This window comes from Persicitalea sp. (assembly GCF_041751555.1).
GTDB lineage: Bacteria > Bacteroidota > Bacteroidia > Cytophagales > Spirosomataceae > Persicitalea.
Genome location: NZ_JBGSXF010000211.1, coordinates 1 through 18,748, shown reverse-complemented (window position 1 = coordinate 18,748; position 18,748 = coordinate 1). Strand labels below are relative to the sequence as shown.

Annotated in this window: 12 protein-coding genes and 1 pseudogene; 7 read left to right on the top strand and 6 right to left on the bottom strand. The window is 51.7% G+C overall.

Annotated features, from left to right (window positions below):
* Nucleotides 1-110: 110 nt before the first annotated feature.
* Both ACEW8P_RS07665 and ACEW8P_RS07660 read left to right on the top strand, forming a co-directional pair.
* Nucleotides 111-398: pseudogene (locus tag ACEW8P_RS07665) on the top strand (DUF86 domain-containing protein); the annotation flags it as partial.
* Nucleotides 399-460: 62 nt separating this feature from the next.
* Nucleotides 461-1,183, top strand: coding sequence for a pseudouridine synthase (locus tag ACEW8P_RS07660; protein ID WP_373512503.1), 723 nt, complete (start codon nt 461-463; stop codon nt 1,181-1,183).
* Between the two features lie 148 nt (nt 1,184-1,331).
* Here the strand turns inward: ACEW8P_RS07660 and ACEW8P_RS07655 are convergent, their stop codons facing one another.
* The 3 genes from ACEW8P_RS07655 to murC form a co-directional block, all read right to left on the bottom strand.
* The gene (locus ACEW8P_RS07655) at nt 1,332-1,532 is read right to left on the bottom strand and encodes a hypothetical protein (RefSeq protein ID WP_373512502.1); all 201 of its coding nucleotides are present in this window, start codon (nt 1,530-1,532) and stop codon (nt 1,332-1,334) included.
* Between the two features lie 59 nt (nt 1,533-1,591).
* On the bottom strand, nt 1,592-2,992 hold the full coding sequence (locus ACEW8P_RS07650; RefSeq protein WP_373512501.1) for a cytosine permease: 1,401 nt from the start codon (nt 2,990-2,992) through the stop codon (nt 1,592-1,594).
* 109 nt (nt 2,993-3,101) lie between these two features.
* Nucleotides 3,102-4,478: a UDP-N-acetylmuramate--L-alanine ligase gene (gene murC, locus ACEW8P_RS07645; RefSeq protein WP_373512500.1), complete on the bottom strand. Its 1,377-nt coding sequence runs from the start codon at nt 4,476-4,478 to the stop codon at nt 3,102-3,104.
* A 304-nt stretch (nt 4,479-4,782) separates the two neighbouring features.
* On the opposite strand from murC, the gene ACEW8P_RS07640 reads away from it, so the two are divergent.
* The 3 genes from ACEW8P_RS07640 (at nt 4,783) to ACEW8P_RS07630 (ending at nt 13,110) form a co-directional block, all read left to right on the top strand.
* Nucleotides 4,783-7,887 carry a SusC/RagA family TonB-linked outer membrane protein gene (locus ACEW8P_RS07640; protein ID WP_373512499.1) on the top strand — a complete coding sequence of 1,035 codons (3,105 nt, stop codon included), beginning with the start codon at nt 4,783-4,785 and terminating at the stop codon, nt 7,885-7,887.
* A 98-nt stretch (nt 7,888-7,985) separates the two neighbouring features.
* Nucleotides 7,986-9,530 carry a RagB/SusD family nutrient uptake outer membrane protein gene (locus ACEW8P_RS07635; RefSeq protein WP_373512498.1) on the top strand — a complete coding sequence of 515 codons (1,545 nt, stop codon included), beginning with the start codon at nt 7,986-7,988 and terminating at the stop codon, nt 9,528-9,530.
* Nucleotides 9,531-9,660: 130 nt separating this feature from the next.
* Entirely contained in the window at nt 9,661-13,110 is a 3,450-nt protein-coding gene (locus ACEW8P_RS07630) for a VCBS repeat-containing protein (RefSeq protein WP_373512497.1), read from the top strand.
* A 269-nt stretch (nt 13,111-13,379) separates the two neighbouring features.
* Here the strand turns inward: ACEW8P_RS07630 and ACEW8P_RS07625 are convergent, their stop codons facing one another.
* The 3 genes from ACEW8P_RS07625 to ACEW8P_RS07615 form a co-directional block, all read right to left on the bottom strand.
* Nucleotides 13,380-15,446, bottom strand: coding sequence for a two-component regulator propeller domain-containing protein (locus ACEW8P_RS07625; protein WP_373512496.1), 2,067 nt, complete (start codon nt 15,444-15,446; stop codon nt 13,380-13,382).
* Between the two features lie 326 nt (nt 15,447-15,772).
* On the bottom strand, nt 15,773-16,000 hold the full coding sequence (locus ACEW8P_RS07620) for a hypothetical protein (protein WP_373512495.1): 228 nt from the start codon (nt 15,998-16,000) through the stop codon (nt 15,773-15,775).
* Between the two features lie 98 nt (nt 16,001-16,098).
* Entirely contained in the window at nt 16,099-16,677 is a 579-nt protein-coding gene (locus ACEW8P_RS07615) for a DUF1080 domain-containing protein (RefSeq protein ID WP_373512504.1), read from the bottom strand.
* 263 nt (nt 16,678-16,940) lie between these two features.
* Here ACEW8P_RS07615 and ACEW8P_RS07610 point away from each other — a divergent pair, with 263 nt between their 5' ends.
* Complete coding sequence (locus ACEW8P_RS07610) at nt 16,941-17,900, top strand: fasciclin domain-containing protein (protein ID WP_373512494.1); 960 nt, start codon at nt 16,941-16,943, stop codon at nt 17,898-17,900.
* A 93-nt stretch (nt 17,901-17,993) separates the two neighbouring features.
* Nucleotides 17,994-18,748: alpha/beta fold hydrolase (locus tag ACEW8P_RS07605; RefSeq protein ID WP_373512493.1), on the top strand; the 755-nt coding region annotated here is incomplete at its 3' end.

The window sequence follows — 18,748 nt, the reverse complement described above, 5'->3', positions numbered from 1 at the left end:
GACAAGGCACCAAATCCGAAATTTGGCAGAGCCAAATGAGGGTTTGGTAACGCAGGATTGGCAAAAAACGGCCATTTTTGGCTTAATAAGGTTAACTCAAACAGCTTCTTAACGTCGGCGAGTATGCGGGGCGACTTTCGGATGAATTGAAAACCAACTACCCCAATCTGCCATTTCAAGCTGTCAAGGGGTTGAGAAATCGAATTGCCCACAACTACACAGGCATTGATTTCGAGATGGTATTTGATATTGTCAAGAATGATGTACCTTCCATCAAATCAGAATTGAGCCAGTTGTTAACTGCAGAAATAAGAAAGGGTTCCTACGACTTAGGAGAACTCAGCGCAGCCCGGCATAGTGCTTTTTACAAGCACGTTGACTTTATTCTTTTTCTGTGAAAGAACATTTCAATAGGAACTGATTGATTCATAAAAAAGGACAGTGAGGACTCCGTTGCAGTATGTCAGCTATCAGCAATATATCATCTCCACTCCCCATCCTCTACCAATCAGCCGACTTAGTAGCAATCAATAAGCCCCACGGCCTGCTGGTGCACCGCTCACCGATGGCCCGCGACGCTAAGGAGTTTGCCGTGCAGCGCCTGCGCGATCAATTAGGACAGCGCGTGTGGCCCGTGCATCGCCTCGACCGAAAGACGGGCGGTATTCTGCTTTTTGCTCTCTCGGAAACTATGAATTCCGCCATGCAGCAGCAATTTATGGAAGGTGGTGTTCAAAAAAAGTACCTAGCCATCGTCCGCGGCTATACGCCCGACGAGCAAACCATCGACTACGCCCTGCGGCATCCCGACACAGGGGTAGTTCAGGAGGCCCTTACATACGTGAAAACGAAACAACGCGCTGAAATTCCACTCCCATTCGGTAAACACGCTACCTCCCGGTATTCGCTGGTCGAACTCCAACCGACTACGGGCCGAATGCACCAGCTACGCAAACACCTGGCTCACATCCTCCATCCCATCATCGGCGACCGCCCGCATGGCTGCAACAAGCAGAACAAGCTTTTTCTTGAACAGTTCGATATGAACACGATGCTACTGCACGCGCAGCAACTGGCGTTTACACATCCTGAGACGACGGAGGAAACTAGGGTTACGGCTCCGGTGCAGGCGGAGTTTGCGCGGATGCTGGGAATATTGTTTGGGGGAGAATACGGGGCCTAGTTAGTTTTGTACTTGAAAGTTTAAGTCAGGCAGATTATTAGTGAATGCGCCTGGTTCTGAATCACCTCTCCGAAGGTAGTATCGGACAAACTACTTCAATGTGATCTATCGCGATATTACTTCTGGTACTTCCAGCAGCAACCACTATTCAAATAGCTGATTCCGTCTCTATTTCGGAATCATTATCTCCCTTGTTGATCCAAGTCGAAGCCGTCGCGAACCAAACTACCGTCCCGCCTAACAGCGCTATTCTCATTTGGCTGTCCGTCAGCACATCGGCAAAGAAAAGAATCGGTGCAAGAAGTACAACTAAAAGGCAGAGGTAGGAAATGATTTTTACGATACTCATTTTAAAAAATTTAAATGACTCAGCTTTTCAACAGCAAGGGTTGCCTCGCCCTAAACCCTTCACACTCGCTTTTGCAACATCCGGCTAAACACTAAATATAAGGCTCCACACGAAATCCACGCGGGTAGTGTCAGGAACGAAAGAAATACGCCTCCAAAGGCCGAAATCGAGTAAAACACCGCCATGCTAATCAGCCACGCCAGTAGCACCGAAACGTTGAAATTAATTCCTGCCTTTTCCGCATAATTCTGCACAATTCCCGCTCCGTTGGCAAAGTAATGGTCAAAAACGATAATCGCACCGATGGGAGCAAGAATGAAACCGTACACTGCTACGAAGTCGAGAAGCTGCATCGCGAAGGCGGGAAACAGTCCGGCCACGGTAGCGACAGCCCCCGCGATCATCGTTACGCGGGCCGTCGATAGTTTTGGGGCAATGGCCTGAAACGCCAGCCCGGCGCGGTAGATGGTGGGGTTGGCCGTTGTCCAGCCCGCCACGACGACGCAGATGAGTCCGGCAACGCCGACGGCTTCGTAGGTCATCGGGCCGGGAGCCACGGGCGGAGCTTGTCCCGCTGCCAGCATAGCCTGGGCATCACCTGAGCGGATGTAAAGCGCGTAGAGCAAGCAAGCGCAGATCCAGGCCAGGTAGTGCCCCACGTACATACCCGCCGCCGTCGTCCAGCCCGAACTGGCATTTTTTGCGTATCTGAACACCGATAAATCGGACATTCCAATGTGCATGGCGGCGTTGCAGAACCATGACCACATAACTACGTGCCAGAAGGTGTATTTGATTTGGCCGGGAAACGGCTCGCGGCCTTCGCCGAAAATATTCCAGAAGTCGGCAAAAGACGCGACGCGTAATCCTTTTAAAGCCACCACGCCGCAGGCCAAAAAGATCAGCACCATCCAGGGTGAGGCGATATTGGCAAATTTAGAGACCGTGTCGTAACCCCGCGCCGCAATCACCGAAATGACTGCCCCGATCGCCACTACGACGATAATCCAGGTCGCGCCGTTGGGCGTCGTGTCGGTTAGTTTGGGCATTTCCATGTCGAAGGGAATGCCAACCGCCGTGGCCGAAACGGTGATCATGGCTCCGGCCAAAAAGCAAAAAAGAATTCCATTGGCCAGATTATAGGCTGTAACCAGCCGCCTGCCGCAGATTTTTTCCAGTTGATAATAAAGCGTCAGCCGCACATCGGTAGCGATAGCCGCCGTGAGGTACCGCCAGCAAAGTACCGCCAGCAGGTTTCCCAAAAACAGACCTACTAACAAATCGAACGCGCTAACGCCCGCCGTGAGGAAGAGCGGGCCGATCATGAATTCGGTACCGGCGGCGTGCTCCCCGGCGTACATACCCAGGAAACTTTTCCACCCTTTCCATTGGCTGGCAGGAACGGGTTCGCGTTCGTACTCGTGGACTTCGGCGGGGATGACGGGGGCTTCGGGGGGCATTTTTGGAGTTTAAAGTCTATGAGTTCATGAGTCAATGAGTTCGTACGTCACGCAAACTTCCAGACTCGACGTATAAAGACACATTTATACCTCAATCCTACTCATAAACTCATAAACTTTGAACTATCGACTGCGCCAAAGCTTTCAAGTCCAGTCCACCAAAGGTGCCGGAACTCATCATCAGGAGGTTAGTATTTGGCCAGTTCTGGTTTTGCAGGAACGCTTGGAGCGCGGTAGGATCGGTAAAGATTTGAAGGTCATTGCGTTTGAAGGCGGTGCGGATGTCTTCTTCCGAGATGGGTTCGAGCCGCTTGTGTTCCACCGTTTCGGGACTGTAAAAAACCACGGCTACGTCGGCAGCATCCATTTTGCGACGGTACTGGTTCAGAAAGGTTTTATTCAAACTACTGAATGTGTGTAGCTCGGTGCAGGCGACAAGTCGTCGCTTCGGGAATTGCTCCTTCACGGCCAAGGTAGTGGCTTCCACCTTGGAGGGCGCGTGGGCAAAATCACGGTAGGCATTTGTCGTTGAACCTTTGGCCAGCAATTCCAGTCGCTTGGCAGCACCTTTGAAGTTTTGGATGGCGCGGTAGAATTCCTCGTCGGTCACGCCCAGCCGCTCGCAGACGTTCCTGGCACCGCTGATATTCTTCATGTTATGTTCACCGAACACATACAACGGCACGCTACCCTGCGTTTGGGTAATCAGGAAAGTTTGGCCATTCGTGATTTTATGGGGGTGCGCTTCGTAGGGGATTTTGGTCACATCGGGACGCTCTTTTTGGCCAATAATGTCGAGCATATTATCGGTTTCGTCAAAGACGATAACACCCGCCTTAGGCAGTGAATCGGCCAGCATCTCAAACTGCTTCACGTAGGATTCCCAAGTCGGATAGACATTGAAGTGATCCCAGGCGATACCGCTCACCAGCAGCAGGTGCGGGTTGTAGTGCAGGAACTTGGGCGTCGGGTCCTCGGGAGAAGTAAAGTACTCGTCGCCTTCGATGACAATCACCGGCGCATCGGCGTCCAGCCGCACCATCGTATCGAAGCCCTCTACCTGTGCCCCTACCAAATAATTGAAGGTTCGCTTGTTTTGCCGCAGCACGTGTAGAATCATGGACGTGATCGTAGTTTTTCCGTGAATACCCGCGATCACCACCCGTTGCTTGTCGGTGCTTTGGCCCGCGATGAATTCAGGATAAGAATACACTTCCAGCCCCAGTTCCCGCGCCCGAAGTAGTTCGGGATTATCGCTGCGGGCGTGCATCCCCAGAATGATGGTGTCGATGTCTTCCGTGATTTTTTCAGGAAACCAGCCCATTGTGGCGGGCAGCAATCCGGCTTGCTCTAGGCGGCTGCGCGAAGGTTCGTAAATCTCATCGTCGGAACCCGTTATCGTATGGCCCTGCCGTTGGAGTTCCAGGGCCAGGTTGTGCATCACGCTGCCGCCAATGGAAACGAAGTGGATTTTTTCTTTGCTCATTCTATCATTGATTTTCGCCGCCGAAGTTAGGGAGATTTTTTGTTTTGGGTAGAACACATGCGTTTGTTTCACCTATTACATCGGAATGGCTGCTGAGTTCAGGCACGCTGGTTATGCCTTTTGCCTGTGATCATCTTGCCTAAAAATTGAAAGTCAGTCATTTGAAGGTTTTTTGCATTTTAAAAAAATTTAATTGTACGAAAGACAAGTAAGATCAGGCAGATTCGTGGTTTTATTGAATATATTATTCTAATATTGCACTGCAAGTACTTTATCGTCCTATTTTAACCTCTTACAAAACCCTATGATGAAAACACCTACTTTACTCAGAAACGCGCTGCTACTGCTGCTACTAATGGTGGCCAGTATGGCGTCTTACGCGCAAGATCGCACCATAACCGGGACGATCACCGACGAAGCCGACAATCCATTACCGGGCGTAAGCATCGTGGCCAAGGGTACTAAGACGGGTACCACTACTAACACGCAGGGCGAATATAGCCTGAATGTACCTAGAAATTCCATAGCCCTGGTTTTTAGCTATATAGGCTACAAAACTGCCGAAATTGCGATTAACAACGAGTCCAGCATCAGCCTGAAACTGGAATCCACCGCCGAGGCGCTCGGTGAATTGGTTGTTGTAGGTTATGGTACGCAGAAGAAGTCGACCCTGACCGGGGCGGTGTCGTCCGTATCGCCCAAGGAACTGAAAGCATTGCCTGTGGTAAGTGCCACGCAAGCCCTGCAAGGGCGGGTACCGGGCGTACAGATTACTAACAACAGCGGCCCCGGTACGGAGCCCGTCGTCCGTATTCGCGGCGTGGGTTCGGTAAGTTTGAACCCTAACCCGCTGTATGTCATCGACGGCGTACCCGCTGGCGGCTTGAACAACATCGACCCCAAGGACATCGAGTCGCTGGAAGTACTGAAAGACGCCAGCGCGGCAGCCATCTACGGTTCGCGCGCGGCAAACGGCGTGGTACTTATCACGACCAAGAAAGGTACGCCGGGAAAGATACAAATCAATCTCGACTCCTACGTCGGTACGCAGTCGGCCTGGAAAACGCTGGATCTACTTAACCGCGACCAGTACATCAAGTACGGCACGGCACTGGTGCAGGCCTCCGGTCAGGCCGTTCCCGGTCGTTTTAGCAACCTGGATACGCCCATCTACGAAGGCGCTACCCAGACTTTCGGCCAAACCGATACCGACTGGCAGGACGTGATGTTCCGTAACGCGCCCATCACCGACAATCAACTTTCGCTGTCGGGTGGTAGTGCCACTTCACGCTTCTACACTTCGCTCGGCTATTTCGATCAGCAGGGTATTCTGCCCAACACGGAGTACCATCGTTACAGTTTCCGCATCAACTCCGATCACAAAGTCAAGAAATGGCTGACCATCGGTGAAACGCTGCTTACGGCAACGGATTTCCGCATCGCCGAGCGCGATGGCGGTGGCCGCAGCCTGATCATGAACACCATGCGAATGATCCCCTACTGGCCCACGCGCGACCCGACCAAAGTCGGCGGCTTCAGTACTACCGCTCAGGGACTCGACGCCACCGACCCCGAAAACCCCTTGCGGATCGCCGAAATGGAACAACAAAATCAGCAGGACAACGCCTTTAAATTGATCGGGACGATCTTCGCCGAGGTTCGGTTCACGGATTGGTTGAAGTACAAGTTTACGGCTGGTACCGACTTCGCCAGTACGCGTAACAATAGCTTCTCGCCTATCTACAACGACGGCAACCGCACCCGCCCCAATGCTAACGTGTCGGAAAGTCGCAACCAATACTTCTCGACGATTTTCACCAATGCCCTTACGTTTGAAAAGACCTTCGGCAAGCACTATGTCAATTTATTGGGCGTAGCCGAGCAGCAGAAGTCAACCTTTCGCGGCATTAGTGCTTCTGGCGTGAGGCCTGACAACAACATCCAGGTCATTCAGGGCGTTACGAACCCCAACGGGGGTTCCAGTCGCAGCGAGAACACGCTAATATCCTACGTAGGTCGTCTGAACTACGAATTTGCGGGCAAATACTTAGTCGGTGCTTCCGTCCGACGCGACGGGTCCTCTAAGTTTGCTCCTGGCAAAAAATGGGGCACGTTCCCCGCCGTCTCGGCGGGTTGGCGTATCAGCGAGGAGAGCTTCATGAAGTCGGTATCAGCTGTTTCGGAGCTAAAAATTCGGGGTAGCATCGGCCAAACGGGTTATAATTCCATCGGTGATTACGAGTGGCAGCCGTTGATCCAAGCTAATAACACGCTTTATCCTTTTGGCAATACACCCCAAGGTGGTTCATACTTTAACCAATTGGGCAATAGCGACCTGAGCTGGGAGGTGACGACAATGACCAATATTGGTTTGGACCTGTCGCTTTTTAACAACAAGATCAACCTCACCTCGGAGTACTACGTACGTGAAACCGATGGGCTGCTGCTGCGGGTACCAACCGCCGTTTCTATCGGATATTCCAACAGTCCCCTGGCTAACGTAGGCAGTATGCGAAACAATGGTTTCGAACTGTCGGCAGGCTACACGCATTCAGGTCGCGATTTCAACTGGAACCTGACAGGAATGCTGGACGTGACGCGGAACGAAGTACTGAGTCTGGCCACGCCTACGGCCACGATCAACTCTGGTTCCAACGCCGACTTCGGTGGTACCGACATCACGCGCACCGAAGCGGGACACCCTATTCAATCGTTTTATGGATTCCTCGTAGATGGAATCTTCCAGAGTGACGAAGAGGTGAAAGCCGCCAACGCCAAAGCCGGTACGGGTAAGTTTTACCAAAATGAAAAAACTGCAGCGGGCGATATTCGCTTCAAGGATCTTAACGGCGACGGCGTGATCAATGGCTCGGATCGAGATTACCTGGGCAGCTATATTCCTAAATTCTCTTACGGGCTGAACTTCAATGGCAGCTACAAAGGCTTTGACTTTACGATGTTTTTTCAAGGAGTACAGGGCAACAAAGTCTACAACGGCACTAAGGTCATCGGCCAGGGAATGCTGCGGCTCTTCAACGCCTCTACCGATGTGTTGAACGCCTGGACACCTCAAAATACCGACACAGATGTTCCTCGTGCGGTAAGCGGTGATCCCAACAACAACTCACGTACCTCGGATCGCTTCCTGGAAGACGGCTCCTATCTGCGATTGAAGAACCTGAGCATTGGCTACACCGTTCCAGCCGACAAGATCAGCAAATTGACGGGTAACGTGCTGAGCAAAGCCAGAATCTACGTATCCAGCCAGAACCTGCTGACATTCACTAAGTACACTGGCTATGACCCCGAGGTTTCGTCCAAGTACGGCAACCTGCTTACCAACGGCATCGACTATGGACAATACCCTCAGGCGCGGACGTTGATGGTGGGGGTTAACTTAGGGTTTTAAATTAATTTTGAATTTTGAATGATAGAATGATAGAATAAATTTCGAGTCCTGTATTCACTCATTCTATCATTCACTCATTCTATCATTAATCTTTCGACATGAAAAAGATACTAGTAATTACCTGTTTCCTCGCTTTGGGCTTTGCGATTAGCTGCAACGAGGACGAATTGAACAAGGTGAACCCCAACGGGGTGACCTTCGAGACTTATTTTAACAACGAAGCCGAACTTCGGGCGGGCGTCAACTCGGTTTACGCCCTGGTGCAGTCCAACAGCCTGACTTCGCGGGAGTGGTTTTTTACCCATGACCTGCATAGTGACGAGATGGCCTCCGGTGGGGGTCAGTTGGAAACGCCACGCAACCAGTTGCTGATCGGAGTGCAAGATCCCAACAATAGTCTGGTCAACGCCGTATGGCGGGGCTGGTACCGCGTGATTCACCGGGCCAACGTGATTATCGAGAAAGCACCTACGGTGAAGTCCGTCCCCGACGCTACCCGCAACAGGCTGATCGGCGAAGCGAAGTTCCTCCGAGCCTGGGCCTACTACGAATTAGGTACAATGTGGGGCGGGGTTCCCATTTACACTGAATTCGTGAAGAGTGTGGATGGCGCCAAAGGCCGCGCAACGCAGAAAGAGGTGTACGATGTGGCCATCGCCGACGCCAAAGCCGCTGCGGCCGCCCTGCCTGCTACCTACGATGCCAATAACCTGGGTCGCGCCACCAACGCCGCTTCTCAAATGCTGCTGGCGCGGATTTACCTGCAACAGGGAGATTACACCAGTGCCAAAACCGAACTGATGAAGATTGTCGATTCGGGTTTGTACAAACTGACGGACGACTACCTGGATTTGACCAACGAAGAGGGCGAATTCAACTCCGAGTCAATTCTGGAAGTGGTGTTCGCCCCATCGGGCGGCGCTTACGACTGGGGTTCAGACGGAGACAATGGCACCGCACCACGCGAAGAGGCTGTTCGCTCACAAGAGTACTCGGCCATCGGCTGGCGCAACGTGATTCCTTCCAACAAACTTCTCAATTCCTATGAGATGAAATCCAAAGGCGATGCTAAGGACGATCCTCGCTTCGATATGTCGTACTGGAAGACAGGCGACAAGTTCAACAATGGCAAGGATTTAATGACTGACGACATCGTTCAGGGCAATTTCTCGACCGTCGGAGGGAAAGAAATGAAGGTAAGCTGGCGGAAATACTCCGTAATCTACAAAGTCAACGCGGGTTACGCGCAAAGCGGCATCAATATGCGCATTATGCGCTACGCCGACGTGCTGCTGCTGCTGGCCGAATGTGAAAACGAATTGGGCAACTCGGCTAAGGCAGTTTCCCTCGTCAACCAGGTACGGGCACGAAAGTCGGTCAATATGCCGCCGCTGCCGACCAAGAACTTCCCGGCTGTCACCAAAGCCGAGGTGTTCAACGCCATCATGCACGAGCGATATGTTGAACTGGCTGCCGAGCAGGTGCGCGATTTTGATATCATCCGCTGGCGCAAGAACGGTAAGGTGACTACCGACCCGCTCTCGTATTTCCAGAAAGGCAAGCACGAGTTCCTGCCCATCCCGCAGACGGAAATCGATAATAATCCTAAGCTGGAACTGAAGGATCAGAATCCGGGGTATTAAAAATTGGGTTAATGGTCAACGGTTAACGGTTTCGATAGAGGGAGCGGGCTACTTTTAGCCTGCTCCCTCTGTTTTTACTTGGTATTCAAATTTGGGGTACTTTCGTTTTTAAAAAAACTCTGAGCAAACTTTGTGCTACCGCGTCGCTCAGCAGCGGCTGACCGTCGGCGCACCGGGCGGACCGTTCTGTGACCTGAAAATGAAAAAACTCTGTCTCTCCATCTTATTCGTACTGACATTTCTAGCGGGTTGTACGAAAGAAGACACCCTCTTCCAAAAACTCGACGCTAACGATTCCGGTATTCATTTTATCAATAAAATTACCCCCAGCGACTCCCTCAACGCCTTTACCTTCACCAATTTTTACAATGGCAGCGGCGTGGGTGTGGGTGATTTCAATCACGATTCCCTGCCCGATTTGTTCTTTGCCGCTAATCAGGAATCTTCACGGCTTTACATTAACGAAGGAAATCACAACGGCGAACCGTTCAAATTTAAAGACCTCACCGACGCGGCGGGTGTCATGACCGACCGCTGGTGTACGGGCGTGAGCATTGTGGACATCAACCAAGATGGTTGGGACGACATTTATCTCAGTGTAGCGGCGCACAAGACTTTCAGGAACTCCCGTAACCTGCTATTTATCAACCAAAAGACAAAAGAGCCAACTTTCAGAGAGGAAGCGGCGAAATACGGCTTGGACTTCGGGGGTTTTACCACCCAAACTGTCTTTTTCGATTATGACCTCGACGGCGACCTCGACGCTTTTTTGCTCAATACGGCGCCCGATTTGCAGAGTCCTAACAACCTGCGGCCCGCCTTGAACGATGGAAAGTACCCTTCGACCGACAAGCTTTTTCGCAACGAGGGGAGAAACGAAAAGGGGCAGGTAGTTTTCAAAGATATTTCGCAGGAAGCAGGCATTCGTTTCGAAGGACTGGGATTGGGCGTGGTAGTTTCGGACCTCAATGACGATGGCTACCCCGATATTTATTGCTCCAATGATTTCATTACCAGCGATATACTATATTTAAATAATCAGGATGGTACTTTCCGAAATATCATCGCCACGGCCACGGCCCATACCAGCCTGTACGGCATGGGCGTGGACGCCGCTGACCTGACCAACGATGGCCGAACGGACATCCTGCAAATGGACATGCTGCCCGAGGACAATTTCCGCCAAAAGCAGATGCTGGCCGGGCAGGACTATGACCGAAAAGAAATGAGCGTGTCGCCACGCTACAATTACCAGATGCAGTACATGCGGAACAATTTTCAGGTCAACCTCGGCAACGACCCGACTACGGGTGCGCCGGAATTCAGCGAGATAGGCTTGCTGGCGGGCATCGCCCGCACGGATTGGAGTTGGGCCACGCTGCTGGCCGACTACGACAACGACGGCCGCAAAGACGTGTTCATCACCAACGGCTACCGCAAGAATATCACCGACCGCGATTTCATCAGCCAGGCCGGGGAGTTCGACCAGTTCGGCTCCGACACGGCCCGGCTTCAGAAACGCGACGAACTCCTCAGCAAAGTACCCGAGGTGAAACTCCGCAACTACGCCTACCGTAATGCGGGCGACTACCAGTTCGAGGACGCGTCGGAAGCCTGGGGCCTGGACGAATCCGGCTATGCCAACGGCGCGGCCTGGGCCGACCTGGACCGCGACGGGGATTTGGATTTGATTGTGAATAACATTGACGATAAAGCCTCCATTTTCCAGAACAAAACCATCGAAAAAACCAAGCCAAACTACCTCGACTTCGAGCTACAAGGCCCGGAAGGCAACCGCGACGGGCTGGGTAGTCGGGTGACGGTTTGGGCAGCAGGCCAGCCACAACAGGTCGAAAACTACCCCGTGCGTGGCTACGCTTCTTCGGTGGAATCGGTTGTGCATTTTGGTTTGGGAGATAAAATCAGAGTCGATTCGGTATTGGTCGAGTGGCCTGGCGGCAATTCCCAGTGGCTACGGCAGTTGGCGGCAGGCCAAAGGGTTTCTGTCAACTATCGGGATGCAAAACCTTACTCGAAATCAGTGAAAGAAATCAAGCGCATCTTCACAGAAAGTACCGTGCCGGGCCTCGACTACCAACACCGGGAAGGCGATTTCGTGGATTTCAAGCAAACCGCCACGCTGCACAAAATGCTTTCGCGTAGCGGCTTTCCCATCGTGATCGGCGACGCCAACGGCGACGGGCTGGACGATTTTTTCGTGGGCGGTGCGTACCGGGGCAGCGCTTCGCGACTTTTTTTACAGACCACCGAGGGTAATTTTCGCTCCTTGCCTTTTCCCGATTCCACCCATCACGAAACTACCGACGCTGTTTTTCTGGATGCCGACCGCGATGGCGATCAGGATTTACTGGTAGTTTATGGCAGCAACGAACGCCCTCTGACTGCCGAAAATGCATATCAGCCGGAGTTATTTTTGAATGATGGAAAGGGTAGTTTTGCCAAATCTACCTCCACTGCATTGCCCAAGTTCGCCGTCAGCGCGTCATCGGTTGTAGTCTTTGACTACGACCAGGACGGCGATCAAGATTTGTTTATAGCCGGGCGGCAAATACCGGGTCGCTACCCACTGCCTGCCCGGAGCTACTTGTTAAGGAACGATTCCAAAGGCACGACGATCCGTTTTACTGATGTTTCAAATCAAGAAGGCAAAGCAAGCAATGAGGCGGGGATGGTTTGTGAAGCAATTAAAGCCGATCTCAATGGCGATAAATATCCCGATTTGGTACTGGTCGGCGAGTGGATGCCGATTAAAATGTTCGTCAATCAGAAAGGAAAAGGCTTCACGCCATATGCTGCCGATCAGTTTACTCAAACGGCGGGCTGGTGGAACTGCGTGGCGGCGGCGGATCTTGATGGCGACGGCGATCAGGACTTTATAGTGGGCAACGCAGGGCTAAATTCATTTTACAAAGCCAGCCCAAATCATCCCATCCGCATCGTCGCCAAAGACTTCAACGACGATGGAAGCTTCGATCCGATTATGGGTCATTACCTTGGTGATGAAATGTACCCCGCCCACCCGCGTGACGCGCTCAATCAGCAGGTGATTCAGTTCAGGAAAAAATTCCAGAGCTACGGCGTGTACGCCAAAATGGAGTTCGACGATCTTTTTTCGACCGACGATTTGAAAGACGCTTATCAGGCCAAGGTCACGACGCTGGAGAGTATGGTTCTACTGAATCAGGGGCAAGGAAAATTCACCAAAGTACCTTTGACGAGAATCGCCCAGCAGTCGCCCGTTTTCGGTATTGTCCCGCACGATTTTAATCAGGATGGGCATCTGGACTTGGTACTTAGCGGGAATTTCTACCCCAACGAAGTTCACGAGGGTCGCCAGGATGCTTCGCGCGGATTACTGCTCCTGGGCGATGGAAAGGGTAGTTTCCAGCCCCTGCCTCCCTACCAAAGCGGCCTGAACCTGAAAGGCGACGCCCGCGCTTCCCGACTTTTCGAAACGCCAGAAGGACTTTTCCTGGTGACTTCAGTCAACTCCGAGGGAATCAAGATACATCGCCTAACAAATCATTTTTTTCAGAATAAACTACTAATAAACCGCTGAGAAGGAAGGACGATGATAGCAGAAGTTCAATCCATGCATCACGCCACTCTTATTGATGGGTGAATTACTCTGTAAACTCCATTCCAAGCCCTGAAAGGGCGTAATCTGTCAGCGCAGGGTGAAGCCCTGCGAACAAGTCAAGCTACCTAATCACGCAAGCCCTGAAAGGGCGCAATAGGATTCTCTACGACTTCGCTCAACCATCAATAACTAATTTGAAGGTATCTCAATCGTCACCTCCAGCCCCCCTCCCGGCTTGGTGAACCACTTCATCTGCGCTTCCAGCACCGCCACCCGCGACCGGACATTGCCGATGCCCAAGCCCTTTTTCGCCAGCGCATAATTAAAGCCCTGCCCATTATCCGAATAAAAGGCTGATAAAAAAGGGTCTGGAATTGTTTGGGATAAAAGTAGTTGAGCCCTTTCACATCGCCAAAGTAGCACTCACCTGAGGTAGTTTTCAAGAAGGCGTTCCCATTGAATTCCAACCCTTGCAACCCGTCCGAAAGGTCGAAATTGCGTACCTGCCCCGTTGCGGGATCCAAGCTCGAAATGCCGTGGTTGGTACTTACGAAGACGCCGCCGTCCGGGGCGATTACGAGCCCGTAGATGTAAGAGTTGGCTAAGCCGTCTTGTTCGTCGTACAAACGGTACTTTCGGGTGTACTTGTGATACTCCAGTAGTCCTTTTTCGGTAGCGATCCATAGTACTTTGCGGGTCGTGTCTTCCCGGATGGCGTTGACATTGTAGTTTTTCACTCCGTCGAAGGTCTTTTTCCAGCCATCTTTTTGTATCTCGAAACCATACAAACGGTCAAAGTAAGACCCCAGCCACAGCGTACCGCTCTGATCGAGAAAAGTAACGAAGATATTTTGGTCGGTCAGGTAAGGAACCCGCTCGAAAGAGAGTTCCGTGGGATCGAACAGCCACATTCCCTGCTGCGTACCCAGCAGGAGGCGATGGTCGGAGAGTTCCAGGATGTTGCGGGTGTAAACCCGCGTACCGGGTTCATTCTGGTAATTGAATGTCTCAAACTCCTTTTTGGTTTTATCAAAAAGCATGATCCCACCATAGGTGCCTACCCACATCCGCTGCCGACTGTCGCGATAAATGTATTTCAAGATATTGTCTCCCTGGGTTAGGTACCTTTCCTCTATGATGCCTTTTTCGCGGTTGAAAATATCCAGTCCGCCCTCGGTGCCGAGCCAAATCCGCCCCCGATTGTCCTCTTCGATGCTGCGGATCGACAGGTCGCTGAGGTTCCGCGCGGGCTGCGTGGGGTCGGGCTGCCCGACATATCCGAACATCGAGGCGTTCGGCACGATCTTGACCAAACCATCGGGGTCGCTATTAGCCCAAATAATACCCGCATTATCAGTGTACACGCGGTAAAACTCGTAGTTTTCGAAGCTTTCGGACGTGTTGGCCCGGTAGTGTACCTCCCGGAAGGTGTATTTCTTTTTATCAAAAATCCACAGCCCGTTACGCTGCGTTCCCAGCCAGAGTTGCCCGTTGTGGTCGGTGGTCAGGCTGAACACCACGCCTAGTTTTTTCTCTTCCGAAACCCAGGTATACAGCTTGTGCTTTTTGCGCCGATGGTCAAACCGTACCAGCCCCCGATCGGTCCCCAGCCAGGCAATGTCGTCCTTGTCTATCACGAATGAATATACGTTGAGTACTTCGCCGTACTCGTTTTGGACAGTGTTCGTAAAATAGTAATGGTACTTCCGGCTCTTGACATCGAACCGCACCAAGCCCTTTGGGGACCTAATCCAGACGTCGCCGAATGCGGTGTAGGTAGTCCAATCCACAAAATCGAAGTCGCGGTTGATGTAGGCGTAGTTGCCGATGCGCCGCAACCGACGGGTTTTGAAGTTATAGGCCATGAGCCCCTGCCCTTCGGAAGAGAACCACAGCTCATCCTCGCTTGCGTAGAACGGCGAAGTGCGGCGTTTTTGGGGTGAAGGGCGGTAGAGCGAAAACCGATCGGTGGCGCGGTCGTAGCGATTGAGTCCCTCCTCGGTACCTACCCAAATATTACCCTGTTTGTCTTCCACGATCCCGGCTACGTTCGCGCCTTTGAGGGAATGAGGGTCGTGGACATCGGGCTTGAAGACCCGAAAGCGATGGCCGTCAAAGCGGTTGACGCCATCCTGCGTTCCCAGCCACAGAAATCCGCGGGAGTCTTTCAGCATGTGGTAGGGCGAGCTCTGCGACAGTCCGTCGCGCACCGTTAGGTGCTGGATTTGCATTGGCTGCGCGATCAGCGAAGTGCTGCGAAGAGAAAACAGCAGAATAACGGTAACCACTACACGCAAACCCAATGTCGGTTTCATAAATAATTACTGCTTAGTCCAGAGCATGACAACGGCAAAAAAAATTGTGTCTATCTCAGGAACATACACGATCCGGGGTGGGCGCCATGCCTGACCGTTTACTCAATTTTTGGTAATATCTCCTATGAGGTTTGGTTATAGAACCGGTTCAATAATTTTAACTAAAATAACTTTTTCTAGAAAGAGCAGATCGCTTCCTGCGTACCGCAATGAAGCTTATGATGATGGGTGTGGCGTTTGGTCTGTATCTGCCTGAAAAAATGACGATGATGATAACACGGTGGAACCGAAGTCCATTACGGATGTGGTTCAGGAGAACAATGATTTTACAATTTTGCGGTCTGCGCTGGATAGGGCGGGCCTGACCGATGCTTTGTGAAGCGGTACGCTGAGTCTTCGCTCCCAATGATGCGGCCTTCGTGGCTTCGGGTTTTGCCGATGCCGCCGCAATGACCGCATTGCCCGTGGAAGACGTGAAAGAGCTGCTGAACATAACGGTAGAATCGGGTGTTACTGCCGCCGTCAATGCATAGGCTACGAATGGAGTAGTTCACGTGATCGACCGAGTGCTACTGCCCAAATAGTGGCAAACGATGATAGCGCCAAAAAACCGGGCTACGATAATTCGTAGCCCGGTTTTTTGGCATTTTACTTAAAGTTCTTTCAGCATTAAATTCTTCCAGCGGACTTTGATACCGCCACCATCGTGAATTCGCAAGGCGATGCCCCCCTCGCCTTCACCAATGATCTCGTCCACGAAATCCACCATTGGGTGGCCGTTGAGCCAGGTCTGTACGTGGTCACCTTCGACCCTAATACGCAGCTTGTTCCACTCGCCCATTTTAAGATGACCTTCCTCCTCTTCGGAGATTTGCTTCAGCCAACCGCGCTTGTAGGATTCATAGACGCCACCCGTGTCGTGGTTGGGCGGCGCCACCTCTACCTGCCAGCCTTGTACTTTTGTTCCATCGACGGTTGAACGAAAGAAGACCCCGCTGTTGCCATTGGATTCTTGCAGAAACTGCAACGAAAGGTCAAAGTTTTTGTAAAATTTATCGGTAGCCAAGTAGCCATATTTCTTGTCAGGACCGCTCTCGCAAACTAGCTCCCCTTTGTCCACGTACCATTTTTCGGTGCCGTGGATCTTCCAGCCATCCAGGTTCTTGCCGTTAAAAAGTTTTACCGTTTTCTTTGCGGGATCGTGGTTCAAGTCGCTCGGTCGGGCGGCCATGAGAAATACGCCAAACAGGGCGACCAGCATTGCACCAACGATTTGTTTTTTTGCTTTCATTGTCTTCGTTTAATTTTTTTGTGAAAATTCTTAGGAAAAGCCACCGGGGATTGTAAGTCAGTTTTGTCGATAAAATCCTGATAAATAAACGAGTAAAACTTTCCACCGACCACGATCAACTATCAACTGACTTACTTGCCCGATAATATTACCTCAAAAGTTCAGTTATAAAGAGGATTTACCATTCAAAACCAATCTAAGTTATGAAAAAAATGCGTGTCTTCGGTTCTTCCCTACTGAAGTTGTTCGTTGTAGCACTGCTTTTCGTCTCCGTTTCGGCCTGTAAGGATAAGGATAAAAACCGAGTGAAGCCGATGACAATTGCCGATGTGATCGCAGACGATGGCGACTTCACCATTCTTGCGGCGGCTATTCGCCACGCCGATTTGGGCGATGCCCTGCGGTCAGGGTCGCTCACGCTGCTGGCCCCCAATGATGCGGCCTTTCGGGCGTCGGGCTTCGCCGACGCAGGGGCGATCACTTCCCGGCCCAGCGGGGAAATACGCGACCTACTTAAGTACCACGTACTGACTACCTCGCAGAGCCAGGCAGAAATCGCCAATGCGAATGGGAAGACGATCCCGAACCTGGCAGAGAAGCCCTCCTATGTTACCGTCAACGGAGCGGGTGAGGTACTTATCAATGGCGTCCGCATCATTCAGGCCGACCGCAAGGCCGACAACGGTACAATTCACGTAGTCGAACGAGTTCTGCAGCCCATCTCTCGAAATTTGGTGGAAGAGTTGAAAGTACAAAGCAACCTTACCTTTGCTTTGGCAGCAGCGGAACGAGCGGCCGAAGCCAACAGCACGTTGAGGGACATTTTTACTTCACCCAATTCGCAGTACACTTTTTTTGCTCCCAATAATCAGGCTTTCATTAATGAAGGGTTTCCCACGGCAGGCTCGCTTAGTGCGGCTGACAAGTCTTACTTAGCGAATATCCTGCTTAATCACATTGTGCCGGGTCGTTTACTGGCCAATAATCTTACCAGTGGGGATTTGGCCACAGCCGCCCCTGGCAAGAGTGTCAAGGTTGAAACGAATAATGGAATCAAAATCACAGCAAAGAACAACGGCGCAAAGACCGCCAACGTTGGCCAAACCAATATTTTGGCCACCAACGGTGTAATTCACGTCATAGACCGATTACTGGTCAAATAGGCGGTTCTTCAATTATAAGCCTAAAAAGCGGACTACGGCAAATCGTGGTTCGCTTTTTGTGTTGCAATAGTTATGGAAGAGGTTGGGAAAGATTTGAAAGCAAAAACGGTAAACACCAAACCCAAAAAGCGGATTTGGCTGCGCTGGCTGCTAGCTGTACTAATGCTCCTGTTGGCGGGCGGATGGTGGATGGCGCAGCGTGTCGATTTGCGCATCAGCGACCGGGAACTTTCCATCACTTTCAAGTCGAACATGACCCCGATCGCGATTCACCGCTATAAGGTCAAAGACCGGAAGGTGCGCTTCGTTGAATTTGGGCGCGACAGTCTTCCGGTGACGATCCTCGTGCATGGAGCACCCAGTTCGCTTAGCTTTTTCAATTCATTATATGCCGACACAGCCCTGACTAACCACACGATGCTGGTAGGCGTAGATCGCCCCGGCTATGGCTACTCGGGGTTCGGCAAGTCGGTCATTTCGGTCAAGGAACAAGCGCGTATTCTGCAACCTCTCATCAGTCACTACGCCAGGCAGGGACGCAAGGTCAACCTCGCTGCATCCTCTTATGGCGGCGCGGTAATCGCTAAACTGGCGATGGATAATCCCAATAAGGTGGGGGGAATATTATTTATTTCTTCTTCGTTGGCCCCCGGCGAGGAACACACTTACCCGATCAGCTACGTAATCGACTCACCCTGGTTTGGCTGGTTTTTCCCAACTATCCTGCGCGTGGCTAACGATGAAAAGCTGCATCACCGTCAGGCCCTGGAAGACATTGAGGACGGCTGGGGCCGCATTAAGGCCCGCATCATCATGTTGCATGGCAACGCCGACCAACTCATTTATTT